Source organism: Burkholderia sp. MS455 (assembly GCF_016899445.1).
Classification (GTDB): Bacteria; Pseudomonadota; Gammaproteobacteria; order Burkholderiales; family Burkholderiaceae; genus Burkholderia; species Burkholderia pyrrocinia_C.
Genome location: NZ_CP041779.1, coordinates 225,272 through 241,755, shown reverse-complemented (window position 1 = coordinate 241,755; position 16,484 = coordinate 225,272). Strand labels below are relative to the sequence as shown.

15 protein-coding genes and 1 riboswitch are annotated in these 16,484 nt (G+C 68.2%); all 15 genes read right to left on the bottom strand.

What is annotated here, in order from left to right; translation table 11 throughout:
- Positions 1–16 precede the first annotated feature (16 nt).
- Entirely contained in the window at positions 17–1,435 is a 1,419-nt protein-coding gene (ahcY, locus tag FPJ27_RS20175; protein WP_034183916.1) for an adenosylhomocysteinase, read from the bottom strand.
- 32 nt (positions 1,436–1,467) lie between these two features.
- Positions 1,468–1,595: riboswitch (S-adenosyl-L-homocysteine riboswitch) on the bottom strand.
- Positions 1,596–1,671: 76 nt separating this feature from the next.
- Complete coding sequence (locus FPJ27_RS20170; RefSeq protein ID WP_006484033.1) at positions 1,672–2,406, bottom strand: RNA polymerase sigma factor FliA; 735 nt, start codon at positions 2,404–2,406, stop codon at positions 1,672–1,674.
- A 22-nt stretch (positions 2,407–2,428) separates the two neighbouring features.
- On the bottom strand, positions 2,429–3,247 hold the full coding sequence (locus tag FPJ27_RS20165) for a flagellar biosynthesis protein FlhG (RefSeq protein ID WP_072443128.1): 819 nt from the start codon (positions 3,245–3,247) through the stop codon (positions 2,429–2,431).
- A complete protein-coding gene (gene flhF, locus FPJ27_RS20160) occupies positions 3,240–5,036 on the bottom strand; it encodes a flagellar biosynthesis protein FlhF (RefSeq protein WP_204425400.1) in 1,797 nt (598 codons plus the stop codon). The genes FPJ27_RS20165 and flhF overlap by 8 nt, the downstream gene beginning before the upstream one ends.
- Positions 5,033–7,132, bottom strand: a complete 2,100-nt coding sequence (gene flhA / locus FPJ27_RS20155; protein WP_072443124.1) for a flagellar biosynthesis protein FlhA — start codon at positions 7,130–7,132, stop codon at positions 5,033–5,035. Before flhA ends, flhF begins: the two co-directional genes overlap by 4 nt.
- Before the next feature lie 82 nt (positions 7,133–7,214).
- On the bottom strand, positions 7,215–8,411 hold the full coding sequence (gene flhB / locus FPJ27_RS20150; protein ID WP_204425397.1) for a flagellar biosynthesis protein FlhB: 1,197 nt from the start codon (positions 8,409–8,411) through the stop codon (positions 7,215–7,217).
- A gap of 350 nt (positions 8,412–8,761) precedes the next feature.
- Positions 8,762–9,142 carry a DUF805 domain-containing protein gene (locus FPJ27_RS20145; protein ID WP_072443120.1) on the bottom strand — a complete coding sequence of 127 codons (381 nt, stop codon included), beginning with the start codon at positions 9,140–9,142 and terminating at the stop codon, positions 8,762–8,764.
- A 590-nt stretch (positions 9,143–9,732) separates the two neighbouring features.
- Positions 9,733–10,230 (bottom strand): VOC family protein, encoded by a 498-nt coding sequence (locus FPJ27_RS20140; protein ID WP_204425395.1) that lies wholly within the window; start codon positions 10,228–10,230, stop codon positions 9,733–9,735.
- A 164-nt stretch (positions 10,231–10,394) separates the two neighbouring features.
- Positions 10,395–11,651 (bottom strand): DUF3443 domain-containing protein, encoded by a 1,257-nt coding sequence (locus FPJ27_RS20135; RefSeq protein WP_204425393.1) that lies wholly within the window; start codon positions 11,649–11,651, stop codon positions 10,395–10,397.
- Between the two features lie 16 nt (positions 11,652–11,667).
- Positions 11,668–12,171: a DUF2844 domain-containing protein gene (locus tag FPJ27_RS20130; protein ID WP_105392373.1), complete on the bottom strand. Its 504-nt coding sequence runs from the start codon at positions 12,169–12,171 to the stop codon at positions 11,668–11,670.
- A 260-nt stretch (positions 12,172–12,431) separates the two neighbouring features.
- The gene (cheZ, locus tag FPJ27_RS20125) at positions 12,432–13,163 is read right to left on the bottom strand and encodes a protein phosphatase CheZ (protein ID WP_204425391.1); all 732 of its coding nucleotides are present in this window, start codon (positions 13,161–13,163) and stop codon (positions 12,432–12,434) included.
- A 1-nt stretch (position 13,164) separates the two neighbouring features.
- The gene (gene cheY, locus FPJ27_RS20120; RefSeq protein ID WP_034183905.1) at positions 13,165–13,560 is read right to left on the bottom strand and encodes a chemotaxis response regulator CheY; all 396 of its coding nucleotides are present in this window, start codon (positions 13,558–13,560) and stop codon (positions 13,165–13,167) included.
- Positions 13,561–13,627: 67 nt separating this feature from the next.
- On the bottom strand, positions 13,628–14,719 hold the full coding sequence (locus FPJ27_RS20115; protein ID WP_072443110.1) for a chemotaxis response regulator protein-glutamate methylesterase: 1,092 nt from the start codon (positions 14,717–14,719) through the stop codon (positions 13,628–13,630).
- Positions 14,716–15,501, bottom strand: coding sequence for a chemoreceptor glutamine deamidase CheD (cheD, locus tag FPJ27_RS20110; protein WP_072443108.1), 786 nt, complete (start codon positions 15,499–15,501; stop codon positions 14,716–14,718). Before cheD ends, FPJ27_RS20115 begins: the two co-directional genes overlap by 4 nt.
- On the bottom strand, positions 15,498–16,481 hold the full coding sequence (locus FPJ27_RS20105) for a CheR family methyltransferase (protein ID WP_204425389.1): 984 nt from the start codon (positions 16,479–16,481) through the stop codon (positions 15,498–15,500). Before FPJ27_RS20105 ends, cheD begins: the two co-directional genes overlap by 4 nt.
- Positions 16,482–16,484 lie beyond the last annotated feature (3 nt).

The window sequence follows — 16,484 nt, the reverse complement described above, 5'->3', positions numbered from 1 at the left end:
GGACGGCGGCGGCGCATCAGTAGCGGTAGTGGTTCGGCTTGAACGGGCCGTCCTTCTGCACGCCGATGTACGAAGCCTGCTCGTCCGACAGCACGGACAGGTTCGCGCCGATGCGCGCGAGGTGCAGGCGCGCGACCTTTTCATCGAGATGCTTCGGCAGCACGTACACCTTGTTCTCGTACTCGCCGCCGCGCACGAACAGCTCGATCTGCGCGAGCGTCTGGTTCGCGAACGAGTTCGACATCACGAACGACGGGTGGCCGGTCGCGCAGCCGAGGTTCACGAGGCGGCCTTCCGCCAGCAGGATCACGCGCTTGCCGTCCGGGAAGATGATGTGGTCAACCTGCGGCTTGATGTTTTCCCACTGGTACTGGCGGGTCGACGCGACGTCGATTTCCGAGTCGAAGTGGCCGATGTTGCAGACGATCGCGTTGTGGCGCATCGCCTTCATGTGATCGTGGTTGATCACGTGGTAGTTGCCGGTCGCCGTCACGAAGATGTCGGCCTTGTCGGCCGCGTATTCCATCGTCACGACGCGGTAGCCTTCCATCGCCGCCTGCAGCGCGCAGATCGGATCGATTTCGGTGACCCACACGGTCGCACCGAGGCCGCGCAGCGACTGCGCGCAGCCCTTGCCCACGTCGCCGTAGCCGGCAACGACCGCGACCTTGCCCGCGATCATCACGTCGGTCGCGCGCTTGATGCCGTCGACGAGCGATTCACGGCAGCCGTACAGGTTGTCGAACTTCGACTTCGTGACCGAATCGTTCACGTTGAACGCCGGGAACGGCAGGCGGCCGTCCTTTTCCATCTGGTACAGGCGGTGCACGCCGGTCGTGGTTTCTTCGGTCACGCCCTTGATGTGCGCGAGGCGCTTCGAGTACCACGTCGCGTCGATGTCGAGGTGCTTCGCGATCGACTTGTACAGCGCGACTTCTTCCTCGTTGGTCGGCTTCGCGATCACCGAACGGTCCTTCTCGGCCTTCGAGCCGAGGATCAGCAGCAGCGTTGCGTCGCCGCCGTCGTCCAGGATCATGTTCGCGAATTCGCCGTTCGGCCATTCGAAGATGCGGTGCGAGAACTCCCAGTATTCGTCGAGCGATTCGCCCTTGAACGCGAACACCGGCGTGCCGGCTTCGACGATCGCGGCCGCTGCGTGGTCCTGCGTCGAGAAGATGTTGCATGAGGCCCAGCGGACGTCCGCGCCGAGCGCCTTCAGCGTCTCGATCAGCACGCCCGTCTGGATCGTCATGTGCAGCGAGCCGGCAATGCGCGCGCCCTTCAGCGGCTGCTGCGCCTTGTATTCGTCGCGGATCTGCACGAGGCCCGGCATTTCGGTCTCGGCGATGTTCAGTTCCTTGCGGCCCCAGCCGGCCAGCGCCATGTCGGCGACGACGTAATCCTTGGAAGCTTGCGAATCGATAATGGCGTTCATCACGCCCTCCTTTCTAAAAAAGTTCTAGATTGGTGACGTGAGCGCCGTTCAGGAAGCGGAGCCGGCGCGACGGTCGCGAAACGCGTGCCGCACGGCTGCTTGGTGAAGCCTTCCGAGCCTGGCGGACGCAGAGTGGTCCGTCGCAACGCTCCTCGGAAAACGGGAGGGATTGTAGCAAATCGGCGCGCAAAATGCGCAAGCGCGCAGCGTCGGCGCGCGTTGCCGTCCGGAAAGGGTCAGGACTCCGCGCCGACCCACGCCTGTTCGCGCAGCCGCGCGCGCAGGCGCGCAACGGCCTGGCTGTGCAGCTGGCATACGCGCGATTCGCTCACTTCGAGCACCGCGCCGATCTCGCGCAGATTCAGACCCCGTTCGTAGTACAGCGACATCAGCAGCTTCTCGCGTTCCGGCAGCCGCTCGATCGCCTCGACGAGCGCCTCGCGCAAGTGCTCGTCGAGCAGCGCCGACAGCGGATCGGCGTGATCGACGCGATAGCGGTCGAGGAACGGCTCGTCGTCGGCCGCGCGGTCGAAATCCTCGTAGTAGATGAGCTGGCTGCCGTGCAGGTCCTGCAGCATCCCCTGGTATTCGTCGAGCGGCATGTTCAGGTGCTGCGCGATCTCGGTCTCGCTCGCCGAGCGGCCGAGATGCTGCTCGACCTGGTGCACCGCGTGCTCGACCTCGCGCGACGTCTTGCGCAGGCTGCGCGGCAGCCAGTCGTTGCTGCGCAGCTCGTCGAGCATCGCGCCGCGGATGCGCTGCGTCGCGTAGGTCTCGAACTGCGCGCCCTGGTCTTCCTTGTAGCGGCCGGCCGCGTCCATCAGGCCGATCATGCCGGCCTGGATCAGGTCGTCGAGGTCGACGCTCGCCGGCATCTTCGCGACGAGTTGCAGCCCGAGGCGACGCACGAGCGGCGCATATTGCGCGAGCACGTCGGCCTGGGACATCTTTCCTTGAGCGTTGTACATCATGGCTCTCTCCTTCCGGTAGCGCTCACGCGGCGTGTGCCGCGCCCGCCTGATACGACGGCTTGCCGCCCGCGTGGACGGCGCGGTCCGCCCCCGAACGCGGGCGCATCGGCCAGTACAGCAGGTCGGCGGCAATCTGCCGGTAGTCGCGCGCGGCCGCCGCCGACGGGAACGCGTCGACCACCGCATGCGTCAGCTCGCGCGCGTGTTCGACGAGCGGATCGGCGCTCACGCAGCCCGCGTCGGCAATCGACACCGTCAGGTAGCGGCTTGCGACGCCCGCGAGGTTGTCGAAGGCCGTCTTCGCATCCGCATGGCTGCCGACGTGATTGGTCAGCACGCGGAACTGCGCGAACGCGTGCGCGAAATGCAGCCGCTTCATGCACGCGTACGCCTCGGTGATCGCCTGCGCGGCGACCCGCGTGACGATCAGCACGTCGTGCGCTTCGCGCGCGAGCGCCGAGAACGAGCCGTCGGCGCCGAGCTGCGCGTCGACGAGGACGATGTCGGCCGGGCCGTCGATGAAGTCGCTCAGCTGCGTGTCGCTGTAGCCGGCGCGCGCGAGCCGCGCGGCCGCGCACAGGCCGAAGCCGGCGGCCACCCGCGTGCGCTCGCCGTCGCGCAGCCACGCGCCCGCGAGCGTCGCGCTGGCCGAATGCACGTCGGCGCGCTCGTCGACGACGAGCACATCCTTGCCGAGCGACGCGAGCGCCGCCGCCAGGTTCACGATGGCGGACGTGCAGCCGACGCCCGCCGGCCCGCCCGTCACCGCGACGATGCGCGACGCGCGCCCGGCCAGCAGGCGCCGCAGCCCTTCGGCCTGGTCGATGATTCGTTTATCCAAATCGCACCTCGTGCAGCTCGGCGGTGGAACGTGCGGTCAGTGCGGAGAGCAGCGTCGGCATGTCTTCGTCTTGCGGCACGAAGGGCGAGCCGTCGCGCGGCACACAGAACGCGCTCTTCAGCAGGAACTTGGTCGATGCGACATACAGGTTCTCCGGCACCTTCTGGCCGGTCGACACGTAGTGGACCGGCAGCTTGTAGCGGATCACCGTGTCGAGCACGCCGCCGAGGTGGGTCGCCTCGTCGAGCTTCGTGAGGATGCAGCCGGCCAGGTCCGGATGCTCGCCCGCGCTGCGGTACGCCTGCACGACCTCGTTGAGCGTGTCGCCGTGGCTCGTCGCGTTGAGCAGCAGCAGGCGCTGCACCGGTGCGTTCGCGCCGTGCAGCATCGCGATCTGGTCGGACACCGCGCGGTCGCGCTGGCTCATGCCGATCGTGTCGATCAGCACGATGTGCTTGTTGCGCAGTTCGGACAGCGCGAGCGCGAGATCGCCCGCATCCTTCACCGCGTGCACCGGCACGCCGAGGATCTTGCCGAAGATGCGCAGTTGCTCGTGGCCGCCGATCCGGTAGCTGTCGGTGGTCAGCAGCGCGACCTTGCTCGCGCCGAAGCGCATCACGCAGCGCGCGGCCAGCTTCGCGGTGGTGGTGGTCTTGCCGACGCCCGTCGGCCCCATCAGCGCGAACACGCCGCCGCGCTCCATCAGCGCGTCCTCGCTGTCGAGCACCGGCAGGTTCGCCGCGAGCACCGACTGCGCCCATTCGGCGGCCTGCTCGAAGGTCTGCGCGCCGTCGCCGGACGGCAGGTTGTCGACGAGCATCCGCACGAGCTGCGCGGACAGGCCGGCCGCGAACAGGTGCTTCGTCAGCGCGCCGTGCACGGCGCTGCGACGCTGGCGGTCGTGCCACATCAGGCTGTCGAACTGCTCTTCCATCATCCCGCGCAGTTCGCCGAGCTCGTGCATCACCGTATCGTTGACGATTCGTTCGACGCGCGATTTCACCGCATCGGCCACCGCGGCGGCGGTATCGGCGGACAAGCGCGTGCGCTCGGCCGCTTTCGCTGCGTTCGCGGCGTTCGTGTCGGGCTTGCGCGGAGCAGCGACCGACATCCGGCGTTCGGCATCGCGCACGATGTCGCGTGCCCAGTCGGGCGACGATGCGCTCGCGGCACCCTGCGGCGCGAGTGCGCTCGCTTGCGGTGCGGCGGGCGTCGCCTGCGTGCGCGCGATCAGCGCGTCGCGCTGCTGCGTCAGGCGCTTCGCGTGCTCGACGAGCCACGGCGCGGGTTCGGAAGCGGGGGCCGGCCATCCGGCGGCCGGCGTACCGGGGGCCGGCCATCCGGGGGCCGGTTCGGCGGTCGACGGTGCTGCCGCAGCCGCCGCGTCCGCATCGATCGTCGAAGGTTGCACCGCCGTCTCGTCCGCGTCGTCCGTTTCGTTCGCTTCGGCACTTGCGCCGAACACCGACGAAAACACGTCCGGCAGCCCGCCATCGCCCGCCGCATACGGATTGACGCTCGGGCGCGCGAACGCGGCACCCGGGCGCGACACGATGCCCGGCACCGCGGCGGCCGGCACGGATTCCGGCACGCGCGGCGCGGCGATCCGCGGCCGTGCGGCGGCCGGCGGCGTCACCGCGGCCAGGTCCGAATCGGCGAGTGCGACGATTTCGACGCTGCCGTCATCGAGCGTGCGGTTCGACAGCACGACCGCGTCGGCGCCGAGCGCCTCGCGCACGAGACGAAGCGCGTCGCGGCTCGTTGCGCCGGTGAATTTGCGAATGTTCAAGCGGAACCCCCGATGACGTTAACGACTTTGATCGTGCGTGTGTCCGGCACTTCGGCATACGACAGCACTTTCAATTGCGGCAGGCTGCGGCGCAGGAAACGCGCGAGCATCGCGCGCAGCGCGTGCTGCACCAGCAGCACGGGCGGCAGCCCGAGATTCTGTTGACGCAGCATCGCTTGCTGCGTGCCGGTCAGAAGGTTGTGCGCGAGGCCGGGTTCGAGGCCCGGATTCGCGCCGGTGGCGAGCGCCTGCGACAGCACGCGCTCGAGATTCGAGTCGAGGCCCATCACCTGCATCTCGCCCGCGCCCGGATACCATTGCTGCGTGATCGCGCGGCCGAGCGCGAGCCGCACCGCGGCGGTGATCTCGAACGCGTCGCCGCGGCCCGCATGTTCGGACACGGCCTCGAGGATCGTGCGCATGTCGCGGATCGGCACGCCTTCCTCGAGCAGGTTCTGCAGCACCTTCTGCAGCGTCGTCAGCGAGATCGTCTTCGGCACGAGGTCCTCGACGAGCGACGGCGCGTCCTTGCCGGTGCGCTCGACGAGCGCCTGCACTTCCTGGCGGCCGAGCAGCTCGGCCGCGTGCTGGACGACGAGATGGTTCAGGTGCGTCGCGACGACCGTGCTCGCGTCGACCACCGTGTAGCCGTACACCTGCGCCTGTTCGCGCAGCGCGACGTCGATCCACACGGCCGGCAGCCCGAACGCGGGATCCTGCGTCAGGGCGCCCGGCAGCGCAGCCGTCACCTGGCCGGGGTTGATCGCGAGCCACTGGCCCGGGAACACTTCGCCGACGCCGATCTCGACGCCCTTCAGCGCGATCCGGTATGCGTTCGGCCGCAGTTCGAGGTTGTCGCGGATATGGATCACCGGCGGCAGGAAGCCGATTTCCTGCGCGAATTTCTTGCGGATGCTCTTGATGCGCTTGAGCAGCTCGCCGTCGCTGTTCTTGTCGACCAGCGGGATCAGCCGGTAGCCGACCTCGAGGCCGAGCGGGTCGATCAGCTGCACGTCGTCCCAGGTCGCCTCGTGGCTGTCGGACGGCAGCACGGCGGGCGGCGCGATGTCGGTCACGTCGCCGGCCGCCTTGCGGGCCGCCGCGCGCTTCGTCTGCGTGCGGGCCAGCCAGATCGCGCCGCCGCCGAGCGCGAGGAACGCGAAATGCGGCATCCCCGGGATCAGCCCCATGATCACGATGATCACGCCGGTGATCGTCAGCACGCGCGGGTTGGTGAACAGCTGCCCGGTGATCTGCGTGCCGATGTCCTCGTCGGTCGCGACGCGCGACACGATCACGCCGGCCGCGGTCGAGATCACGAGCGACGGGATCTGCGCGACGAGGCCGTCGCCGATCGTCAGCAGCGTGTAGTTGGTGCCGGCCGCCGCGAAGCTCATGTCGTGCTGGACCATCCCGACGATCAGCCCGCCGATCACGTTGATCGCCATGATGATCAGGCCCGCGATCGCGTCGCCGCGCACGAACTTCGACGCGCCGTCCATCGACCCGTAGAACTCGGCTTCCTGCGACACGGCCAGGCGGCGCTTGCGCGCCTGTTCCTCGTTGATGAGGCCGGCGTTCAGGTCGGCGTCGATCGCCATCTGCTTGCCGGGCATCGCGTCGAGCGTGAAGCGCGCGGACACTTCGGCGATCCGCCCCGCGCCTTTCGTGATCACCATGAAGTTGATGATCATCAGGATCACGAACACGACGATGCCGACCGCGAAGTTGCCGCCGACGAGGAAGTGACCGAACGCCTCGATCACCTGCCCGGCCGCGTCGGGGCCCGTGTGGCCCTCGAGCAGCACGACGCGCGTCGACGCGACGTTCAGCGACAGGCGCAACAGCGTCGAGAACAGCAGCACGCTCGGGAACGCCGCGAAGTCGAGCGGCTTCATCGTGTACATGCTGACGAGCAGCACCATCACCGACAGCGCGATATTGAACGTGAACAGCAGATCCAGCAGCATCGGCGGCAGCGGCAGGATCATCATCCCCAGGATCATGCAGATGAGGATCGGGCCCGCGAGCGCGCGCAGGTTGGTGCCCGCGAACGGGTTCGTGCGCTTCGCGAACAGGCCGGTCGGGGTGCTCATGCTGCCTCCCGCCGGGCCGCCCCAAGGGAGGCAGTCGCCCCCTTGGGGGGCAGCGAACGAATGTGAGCGTGGGGGCTAATCATCACGAGGCTCCTTGGTTGCCCAGGGTGTCTTCGGCCTCTTCACGTTCATCGTCGGCGGGCACCGACGTGCCCTTGTCGAGTTCGGCCGGCACGTCGAGATCGACCGGCACTGCGGGGAACGCGCCGCCTTCCGAACGGAAGCGCTTGAGCTGGTAGACCCACGCGAGCACTTCGGCGACGGCCGAGTACAGCGAGCCGGGAATCTCGCGTTCGATTTCGACGTTGTGATACAGCGCACGCGCGAGCGGCGGCGCCTCGAGCAGCGGCACGTTGTGCTCGGCCGCGAGTTCGCGGATGCGCGCGGCGACGAGGTTCACGCCCTTCGCGACGACCTTCGGCGCGCGCATCTCGCCGTCCGTGTATTGCAGCGCGACGGCGAAGCGCGTCGGGTTCGTGACGACCACGTCGGCCTTCGGCACGGCCGCCATCATCCGGCGGCGCGCGATCGCGCGCTGCTGCTGGCGGATCCGCCCCTTCACGTGCGGATCGCCTTCGTTCTCGCGATGCTCGCGCTTCACTTCTTCCTTCGTCATGCGCAACTTCTTGTTGTACTGCCAGATTTGGTAAGGCACATCGAGCGCGGCGACCACCAGCATTCCGGCGACCGTCGTGCCGCAGCACACGGCGACGAGATGCAGCGCGTCGGGCAGCGCCGCGCCGAGCGGCTGCGTCGCGAGGCCGAGCAGCTCGTCCTTGCTGCGCCAGATCGCGATGCCGCCGATCCCGCCGACGACCAGCGTCTTCGCGAGCGACATCCCCAGCTGGATCGGCCCCTGGATCGAGAAGATCCGGCCGAGGCCCGAGATCGGGTTCAGGCGGTCGAACTTCAGCTCGAAGGTTTTCTGCGAGATCAGCCAGCCGCCGAGCGCCATCGGCGCGAGCAGCGCCGCGAGGCCGGTGAGCGCGAGGATCGGCAGCAGCGCGGCGAAGCCTTCGAGGCTCGCGCTGCCGGCCGCCGACAGCATCCGGTTCGTGTCGAACGCGGTTGCGCGATCGAACGTGAACGCGCCGCGCAGCATCGCCTGCAGATGCGCGCCCGACGGGCCCGCGAGCAGCCACGCGCCGTAGAACCCGGCCGCGAGCAGCGCGAACGAAGCCAGTTCGCGCGAACGCGCGACCTGCCCCTCCTCGCGCGCCTTCTCGCGGCGCCTGGGAGTGGCGGCTTCGGTCTTGTCGAGATCGCTCTCGTCTGCCACGGGGCCTCCAGTCGGGTACGGCGGAATGCCGCTTTCCAGTGACACCGATTATTCATGGAGGCGTCAAACGCCGATCGGTCGAGCAAAGCCGGGAAAGGGGGGTATTTCGGGGAATCGGGCGAGCCGGTGCGAACGAGGCTGGATGGGGGACGGAGCGGTGCGCGACGTGGTGCGATGCGGCGGAAAAACACGGCGATCGGCGCAACGGTGGAGCGAGGTTTCCGGCAAGGTTCCCGGACGGGACGGCGGCGGAGTGAAGCGGGGAACGGTGAAGTGGGGAAAACGGAGAAACGAAGAAAACGGGGAAGTCAGGCCCCGACGCGACGGCGTCGCATCGGGGCAGGCGGCGCTCAGACCGCCGGGATCGGATCCGAGCCGAAGCGATTCGGGCCTGCGGTGCCGCGCGAGCACATCCACACGAGCAGCAGGATGGGGCCAACGACCGGAATGAGCCCGAGCAGCAGGAACCAGCCCGAGCGGCCCGTATCGTGCAGGCGGCGCACGCTGACCGCGATGCCCGGAATGATCAGCGCCAGCGAAATCAGGAAGATCGCGCCCAGCAGCAGCAGCGCGATCAGGCCCGCGTCGCGGCCGATCGCGCCGATCACCTGGGCGGCGACTGAAAGAACGCAGCTCAGCAGCGCGAAATACCAGTATTCGGCACGACGCGCACGGCCTTCGAATTTCGCGTATTGATTGAGTACGGAACGAACAGCCTCGGAAAAATTCATTTTATTACCCTCCTGTTTTATATTGGCGACCCCGGAAACAACGCCGGAATTATATGTTTGAATTTCGGCGGGCTCCATCTCTTTTCGCATGCCTGACAAGCGAAACCCCGTCGCACCGGCTCTGGAACGGCTGTCATGGCGTAATGCGGCGCCGCCGGCTTGCATGCCGCGTCATTTTAATAATCTTGAAGACCTGACAGAAACCACACCCTCAGATAATCCGGCGTTTGATTACAGCCGAATGAATCCCGACGCGATCGATAATCGATCCGGTCGTGCGGCATTCGATTTACCGGCCGACCGGCATGACGCGAGCGCGCCGGTCGCGCTACCCTTCGCCATTCCCGATCCCGCTCGCATCGCACCGTGTTCCGTCATCCGCTCGCTCCGCTGCTGTCGCTCGCCTGCGCGCTCGCCGCCGGCTGCGCGGGCACACCGGGTACGCCCGACCTGCCGCCCGGTGCGCAGACGCCGGCCGCGCCGTCGCGCCGGCCGACGCGGCGCGCATCGAAAACACCGCGTACGGGCCCGACCGCCGCTTTCTCGACCATACGACGGCGGTAAGCACCGGCTGGCCTCCGGTCTAGGCCCTAACCGGCCGCCGCCCGCTGCAGCGCGCCGAGATCGAGCTTCTTCATCGTCATCACCTGCGCCATCACGCGCTCGGCGCGCGCCGGATCGCCCGTCATCAGTTCGGACATCTGCATGGGCACGACCTGCCACGACACGCCGAAGCGGTCGCGCAACCAGCCGCACTGCTGCGCGCGCTCGTCGCCGCCTTCGGACAGCCGCGCCCAGTAGCGGTCGATCTCGTCCTGGTCGCGGCAGTTGACGACGAACGACACGGCCGGCGTCATCTGGAACACGGGGCCGCCGTTCAGCACGACGAACGCCTGCCCGTCGAGCTCGAACGCGACCGTCATCACCGTGCCCTCGGCCTGTCCGGACGCGTGCGCGCCGGCCTTGCCGTAGCGCGCGACGTGCACGATGCGCGCGTTGTCGAACACCGACACGTAGAAACCGGCGGCCGCCTCGGCGTCGCGGTCGAACCACAGGAACGGCGTGATGCGTTGTATGCGCGGGCTCATGGCGCTGTCTCCTCGATGTCGTACCGGCACCGGTGCCGGTTTTACATCGTAGGCGCTGCGCGCGCGCACGGCGGCGATCCGATCCGTAGTTCGCGCGCGGCCTCCCGACAAAAAAAAGGGGGGCGATCGCTCGCCCCCTCTTTGCTGCCTGCGGCCGTACCGCGTCAGAACGCGACGAAAGGCGCCGCGCCGCCGCTCGAGCGCTTGTCCATCCCGAAGTAGATCGTCTTGCCGTAGAAATGCGGCATGCCGATGTCGAGCCATCCGGGCGAACCGAACGGGCCCGCGATGTCGTTGAACGCGAACGTCGACGCGTTCGAGAACAGCGTATCCGCGTTCGCGACGGGCATCGACACGGTGCCGCTCGCGCTGTTCTGGCCGGTCAGCGTCGCCGTATAGGTGGTCGTCGAGGACGGGCAGTAGAACTGCGTGTTCCTCGAACAGACCGTCTGCGACGAATCGTTGAAGAAATACGCGTTCGAACCGGTATCGAAGAAAGCCGTCACCGTGCTGCCGAGGAACGACGCGCTGACGTCGCCTGTCGTGGTCGACGTCATGACGGTCGACGCACCGAGCCCGTTGTTGCCCTGCGTGCCGATCCCGAAGATCAGCAGGCCCTTCGCGCTGGCCTGTCCGCTGCTCGAGATGGTCGGCATCTGCACGATCACACCGTTGTTGTCGGTCGCGAAATGATGAACCGGGTTGGCCACCTGCTGCGCGACCGGCACGAGCGCGACCGCGCAACTCGCATTGCCGTTCGGGCACGCGTAGTAGTTGTTGTTCGACGATGTCGACGTCGCGCAGGTCGTACCGCAGTCGACCGGCGCCGGCCCGATGCCGAGGATCCCGTTCGCGCCGAGCGCGCTCGCCGAGTTGGCCGACGCGCCGCCGTTCGTGCACGAGCTCGGCACGCTCGTCGTGCCGAGGTCGCCGATGATCTGCACGGGCAGCGAGTTCGCCTGTTCGGTACCGATCGACAGGTCGACCGTGCGCACCGAGCCCCACGTGTAGCTCGACACGAACTTGCCGCACTCGGCGACCGGCGCGCCGCCGCTCGTCACCTGCGGCAGGCTGCCGAGCACGCCCGACACCGCGCTGCCGACGAGCCGCAGCCCGTAGGACGCGGTATCGACGAGCACGTTGTTGACCACCTGGCAGTTCGACGTGCCCGGCACGCAGACCTTCACGTTGACGGTCGGGATGTTGATCACGTTCGCGACGCCGGTGCCGACGGTGATGACGGCCGTGTTCGCGGTATTACCGTCCGACACGCTAGAACCGCTGCCGTTGCCGTTACTGCCGCCGTTGTTGCCGGAGCTGCCGCCGTCATCGCCGCCGCCGCATGCCGTCACGAGCACGGCCGTCGCGGCCGCGAGGCCCAGCACGCCGAGCCAGCGCTTGAATGTACGAGAAATTCTCAAGATCGCTCTCCCGCTGTCACTGGATGTCGTTGCCGGCGAGGCCGGCAGGCAGTGCCGCCGGCAGCCACGCCTGGCCCGAGAAGGCGCCCATGTGGCCGCCCGTCCGGATCACGAGGCCGCTGGTGTCGACGGACACGGGCGCGCGCCAGCCGCGCGCCGCATGCGCCGCCTGAACGCCGGCGGTGTACTGCGGGAAATAGCTGCCGAGCAGCGACGCGAGATCCGGCATCGTCGGCCCGCGCCATGCGAGGCCGAACACGCTGCCGGCGGCCGACGTGTATTCGTGGATGACGGTGCCCGATCCGAGCGTGATCTCGCGGACGGTATAGGCGGCCGTGCTCGTCTGCACGCCGTCGGCCGAACGCATCGCGCGCTGCATCGCGCGCACGGTTGCAGCCCGATCGTCCGCCGGCGGCGACATCGGCGCGCCGCCCAGTTCCGCGTGTGCGTGGACGGTCCACAGCACACCCATTGCAGCCGTCGCGTGTGCGACGGCCCAGCCCAAGCGTTTCAGCTTCACGTTCCCCCCCAAGGGACTGGCTTCGTTGCCGGCGGCACAGCCATCGTGCCCGCGCCACCGGTCAACATATGAATTCGTACGAATGACGCTCCATTACTGCTGACGCGTAGTATGCCTGCTGAGTGTGTCTAAGTGTCAATTCGACGCAGCCCGAACAGCGCGCGCGTGCGCGGCGAGCGTGGGAAAACGTGGCGGGAACGGCGTGACGCGCGCATCGGGCGGCCCCGCGAAACGGGTCGCACCGATGCACTGCAGCAAGATCAGAAGCCCAGGCTCGCGAGCAGGTCGTCGACCTGCCCCTGGTCCTGGACCACGTCGGATTTGCCTTCCGGCGCGATCTGCGGGCCGTTCAGCAGCGACTCGGGGCTGCCGGTCGCGCTCATTTGCTCGGCCGCCAGCGCGGCCGCGGTGGCCGCGAACTGCTCGCGCCGCTCGGGCGCGATGTTCTCGACGAGCACGGTAAGGAGCTGCTGCTCGATCAGGTAGACCATGTCCATGATCTTCTTGATCACCTGCCCGGTCAGGTCCTGGAAATCCTGAGCGAGCATGATCTCGAGCAGCTGCGCGCTGGTCGCCGACGTCGACTCGGGCAGCGTGCGCAGGAACGTGCGCGTGTCGTCCATCAGCTCGCGCACTTCCGCGTGCTCGATCGGCGCTGCATACCACTGCGCCCAGCGCATGTCGAGCGCCTCGGCCTCGTTCTGGATGCGCTCCTGCATGGGCTTCGCGACCTCGATCGCATTCAGCACGCGCACGGCGGCCTGCTCGGTCATCGTCGCGACGTAGCGCAGCCGGTCGCGCGCATCGGGCACGGCTTCCGCCGCGCGCTCGACATGCTTGTCGAGCCCGAGCTCGCGCATCGAATCTCGCAGCGCCCGCGTGACCTGGCCGATGCGCGCGAGAATGCGGTCGCTCGCGAAATCGGCGCCTTCGGGGTGGCTGTCGGCGCTGAACCCCGCGCCGGCGAGCGCCGCATGGATCGGCTCGTTCACGTCAGCTCCCGGTCTTCGCCATCTTGTCGATGATCTTGTTCAGCTTCTCGTCGAGCGTCGCGGCCGTGAACGGTTTCACGACGTAGCCGCTCGCGCCCGCCTGCGCGGCCGCGATGATGTTCTCCTTCTTCGACTCGGCCGTGACCATCAGCACCGGCAAGTGCGTGAGCGTCGCGTCCGCGCGGATTTCCTTCAGCATCGCGAGGCCGTCGAGGTTCGGCATGTTCCAGTCCGAGATCACGAATTCGAAGCCGCCGCCGCGCAGCCGCGCGAGACCGGCCGCACCGTCCTCCGCTTCGTCGACGTTCGTGTAGCCCAGTTCCTTGAGCAGGTTGCGGACGATCCGGCGCATCGTCGGGAAATCGTCCACCACCAGGATTTTCATGCTCTTGTCCATCGTCGTTCCTTTCCAGATTCGTTTCCGTCGGGACGCGTATCGTGGCACGCGTCCGGTGACATTCCATTCACACGCGCTGCACGCGGTCGCCCATCGTCGCCAGTCGCGCCATCACGCGGCGGCTCATGTCGGCGAGCGGCACAACCTCGTCCGCACCGCCGAGCGCGATCGCCTCGCGCGGCATCCCGAACACGATACAGCTCGCTTCATCCTGCGCGAACGTGTAAGCGCCCGCGCGTTTCATTTCCAGCAGGCCGGCCGCGCCGTCGCGGCCCATCCCGGTGAGGATCACGCCGATCGCGTTCTTGCCCGCGTGCGTCGCCGCAGAGCGGAACAGCACGTCGACCGACGGGCGGTGACGGTTCACCGGCGGCTCGTCCGACAGCTGCGCGATGTAGTTCGCGCCGCTTCTCGCGAGCAGCAGGTGCGCATGGCCCGGCGCGATGTACGCGTGACCCGGCAGCACGCGCTCGCCGTGCTCGGCTTCCTTCACCGCGATCCGGCACAGGCCGTTCAGCCGCTGCGCGAACGATTTCGTGAAGCCGGGCGGCATGTGCTGCGCGATCAGCACGGCCGGCGCATCCGGCGGCAGCGGCGTCAGCACCTCGCGGATCGCCTCGGTGCCGCCCGTCGACGCGCCGATGATGATCAGCTTCTCGGTACTGACGAGCGGGTTGTTGATCATCGGCGCGGCCGGCTGGCTGTCCGCCGTGCGCGCGGCGGCCTGCGGCTGCGGCGCCTGGCGCACGCGTGCGCGCGACGCCGCGCGGATCTTGTCGGCGAGCTTTTCCGCGTAGTCGAGCATCCCGTCGCGAATCCCGACGCGCGGCTTCGTGACGAAATCCACCGCGCCGAGTTCGAGCGCGCGCAGCGTGATCTCCGAGCCGCGCTCGGTCAGCGACGACACCATCACGACCGGCATCGGCCGCAGGCGCATCAGCTTCTCGAGGAAGTCGAGCCCGTCCATGCGCGGCATTTCGACGTCGAGCGTGAGCACGTCGGGGTTGTGCTGCTTGATGAGATCGCGCGCGACGAGCGGATCGGGCGCGGTCGCGCACACCTCCATGTCGGGCTGGCTGTTGATGATCTCCGTCATCAGGCTGCGGATCAGCGCCGAATCGTCGACGCACAATACTTTGATCTTCTGCACTGCGGTCATGCCTCCTGCTTTTTCGATAGGTTCCCCGCGTACGCGCTTCCGGCGCCCGGGCTCCCGGCATACGGGTTCGCCGCCCGCACGCCGGCGGCACTCCCCGCGCCGGTACCGCCCGGGCTCGCGCCGCGCGCGCCGAACAGCTCGATGCGCGGGCGCGCCGGCTGCGGCGCGGCCGGCCGCTTCGCCGCGAACAGCTCGACGTGCGCGCGCGACCGTGCGGCGCGCTCGGCCTCGCGCGCGAGCGCGGCTTCGCGCTCGGTGACGCCCGGCACCTGCAGCCGCAGCTTCTTCACCATCGCGCGCCCCGTGTGCGGCATGAACGCGACCTTGCGCGGGTGCACGCCCTGCAGGTCTTCCGCCGTGATGCGGATGCGTTCGAGCGCGAGGTAGCGGCGCACGAAATCCGCGTTGCGATCGCCGATGTTGATGGTCGTCATCCCGGCCAGCACGGCCGCGCCGCCGAACACCTTCGCCTCGATGCGCTCGCGGCGCCCGCCGGCCTTGATCAGCTCGTTGATCAGCACTTCCATCGCGTACGCGCCGTAGCGCATCGATTCCGACGCGGCCGCGCCCGGATCGGTGCCGTCGTCGGGCAACATGAAGTGGTTCATCCCGCCGATGCCCGCGTACGGGTCGTGCAGGCACGCGGCGACGCACGAGCCGAGCACGGTCATCAGCACCATGTCCTCGGACGTCGTGTAGAACTCGTTCGGCAACAGCTTCACGCCGGGACGGCCGAAGTGGTTGTCGAAATAGCGATTGGTCGCGATCGGCAGCGCGCTCATCCGCGATCTCCATAGGCGGGCGCGGCGTCCGCGGCCCGCGCGGGCACGCGCGACGGCATGGCGGGCGCCTGCGCGCCACGCGGCCGCGCACCCTGCGCGGCGTCGCGAGTCAGTTCGTACACCGTCTGCCCGCGCAGGCGGAACGCCTGCGTGACGTACGTGAAGTTTTCCGAATGGCCGGCGAACAGCAGCCCGCCCGGCTTCACGAGCGGCTCGAAACGCGACAGCACCTGCCCCTGCGTCGGCTTGTCGAAATAGATCATCACGTTGCGGCAGAAGATCGCGTCGAACGGCTTCGCGATCCCGTAGTCCGCATCGGTCAGGTTCAGCTGCTCGAAGCGGATCATCGCGCGCAGCTCGGGGCGCACCTTCACGCGGCCGGCCTGCGCGCCCGTGCCCTTCAGGAAAAAGCGCTTCAGCCGCTCGGGCGACAGGTGCTTGACCTGGTCGTACGTATAGATGCCGGCTTCCGCCTTCGCGAGCACCTGCGTGTCGAGATCGGTCGCGAGGATCGACGCGCCGCGCGCCGCCGATTCGCCGAGCGCCTCGATCAGCGTGATCGCGATCGAGTACGGCTCCTCGCCGGTCGACGCCGCCGAGCACCATACCGACACGGGCGCCGGCCGCCCCTTCACGAACGCCGACAGGATCGGGAAGTGATGCGACTCGCGGAAAAACGCGGTCAGGTTGGTCGTCAGCGCGTTGGTGAACGCTTCCCACTCGAGCGGATCGTCTTCCTGCTCGAGCAGGTCGAGGTAGTCGCGGAACGTGTCGAGGCCGCGCGCGCGCAGCCGCCGCGCGAGACGGCTGTACGCCATGTCGCGCTTGTGCTCGGACAGCGAGATCCCCGCGCGTTGGTGGATCAGCGCGCGGATGCGGGCGAAATCCGCGCCGGTGAACGCGAAGTCGCGCCCCGGCTCGCCCGCGCGAGGCGAGGCATCCGGTGCATCGGGTCGAAACGGCGCGCGCGCGTTCGGCATGGC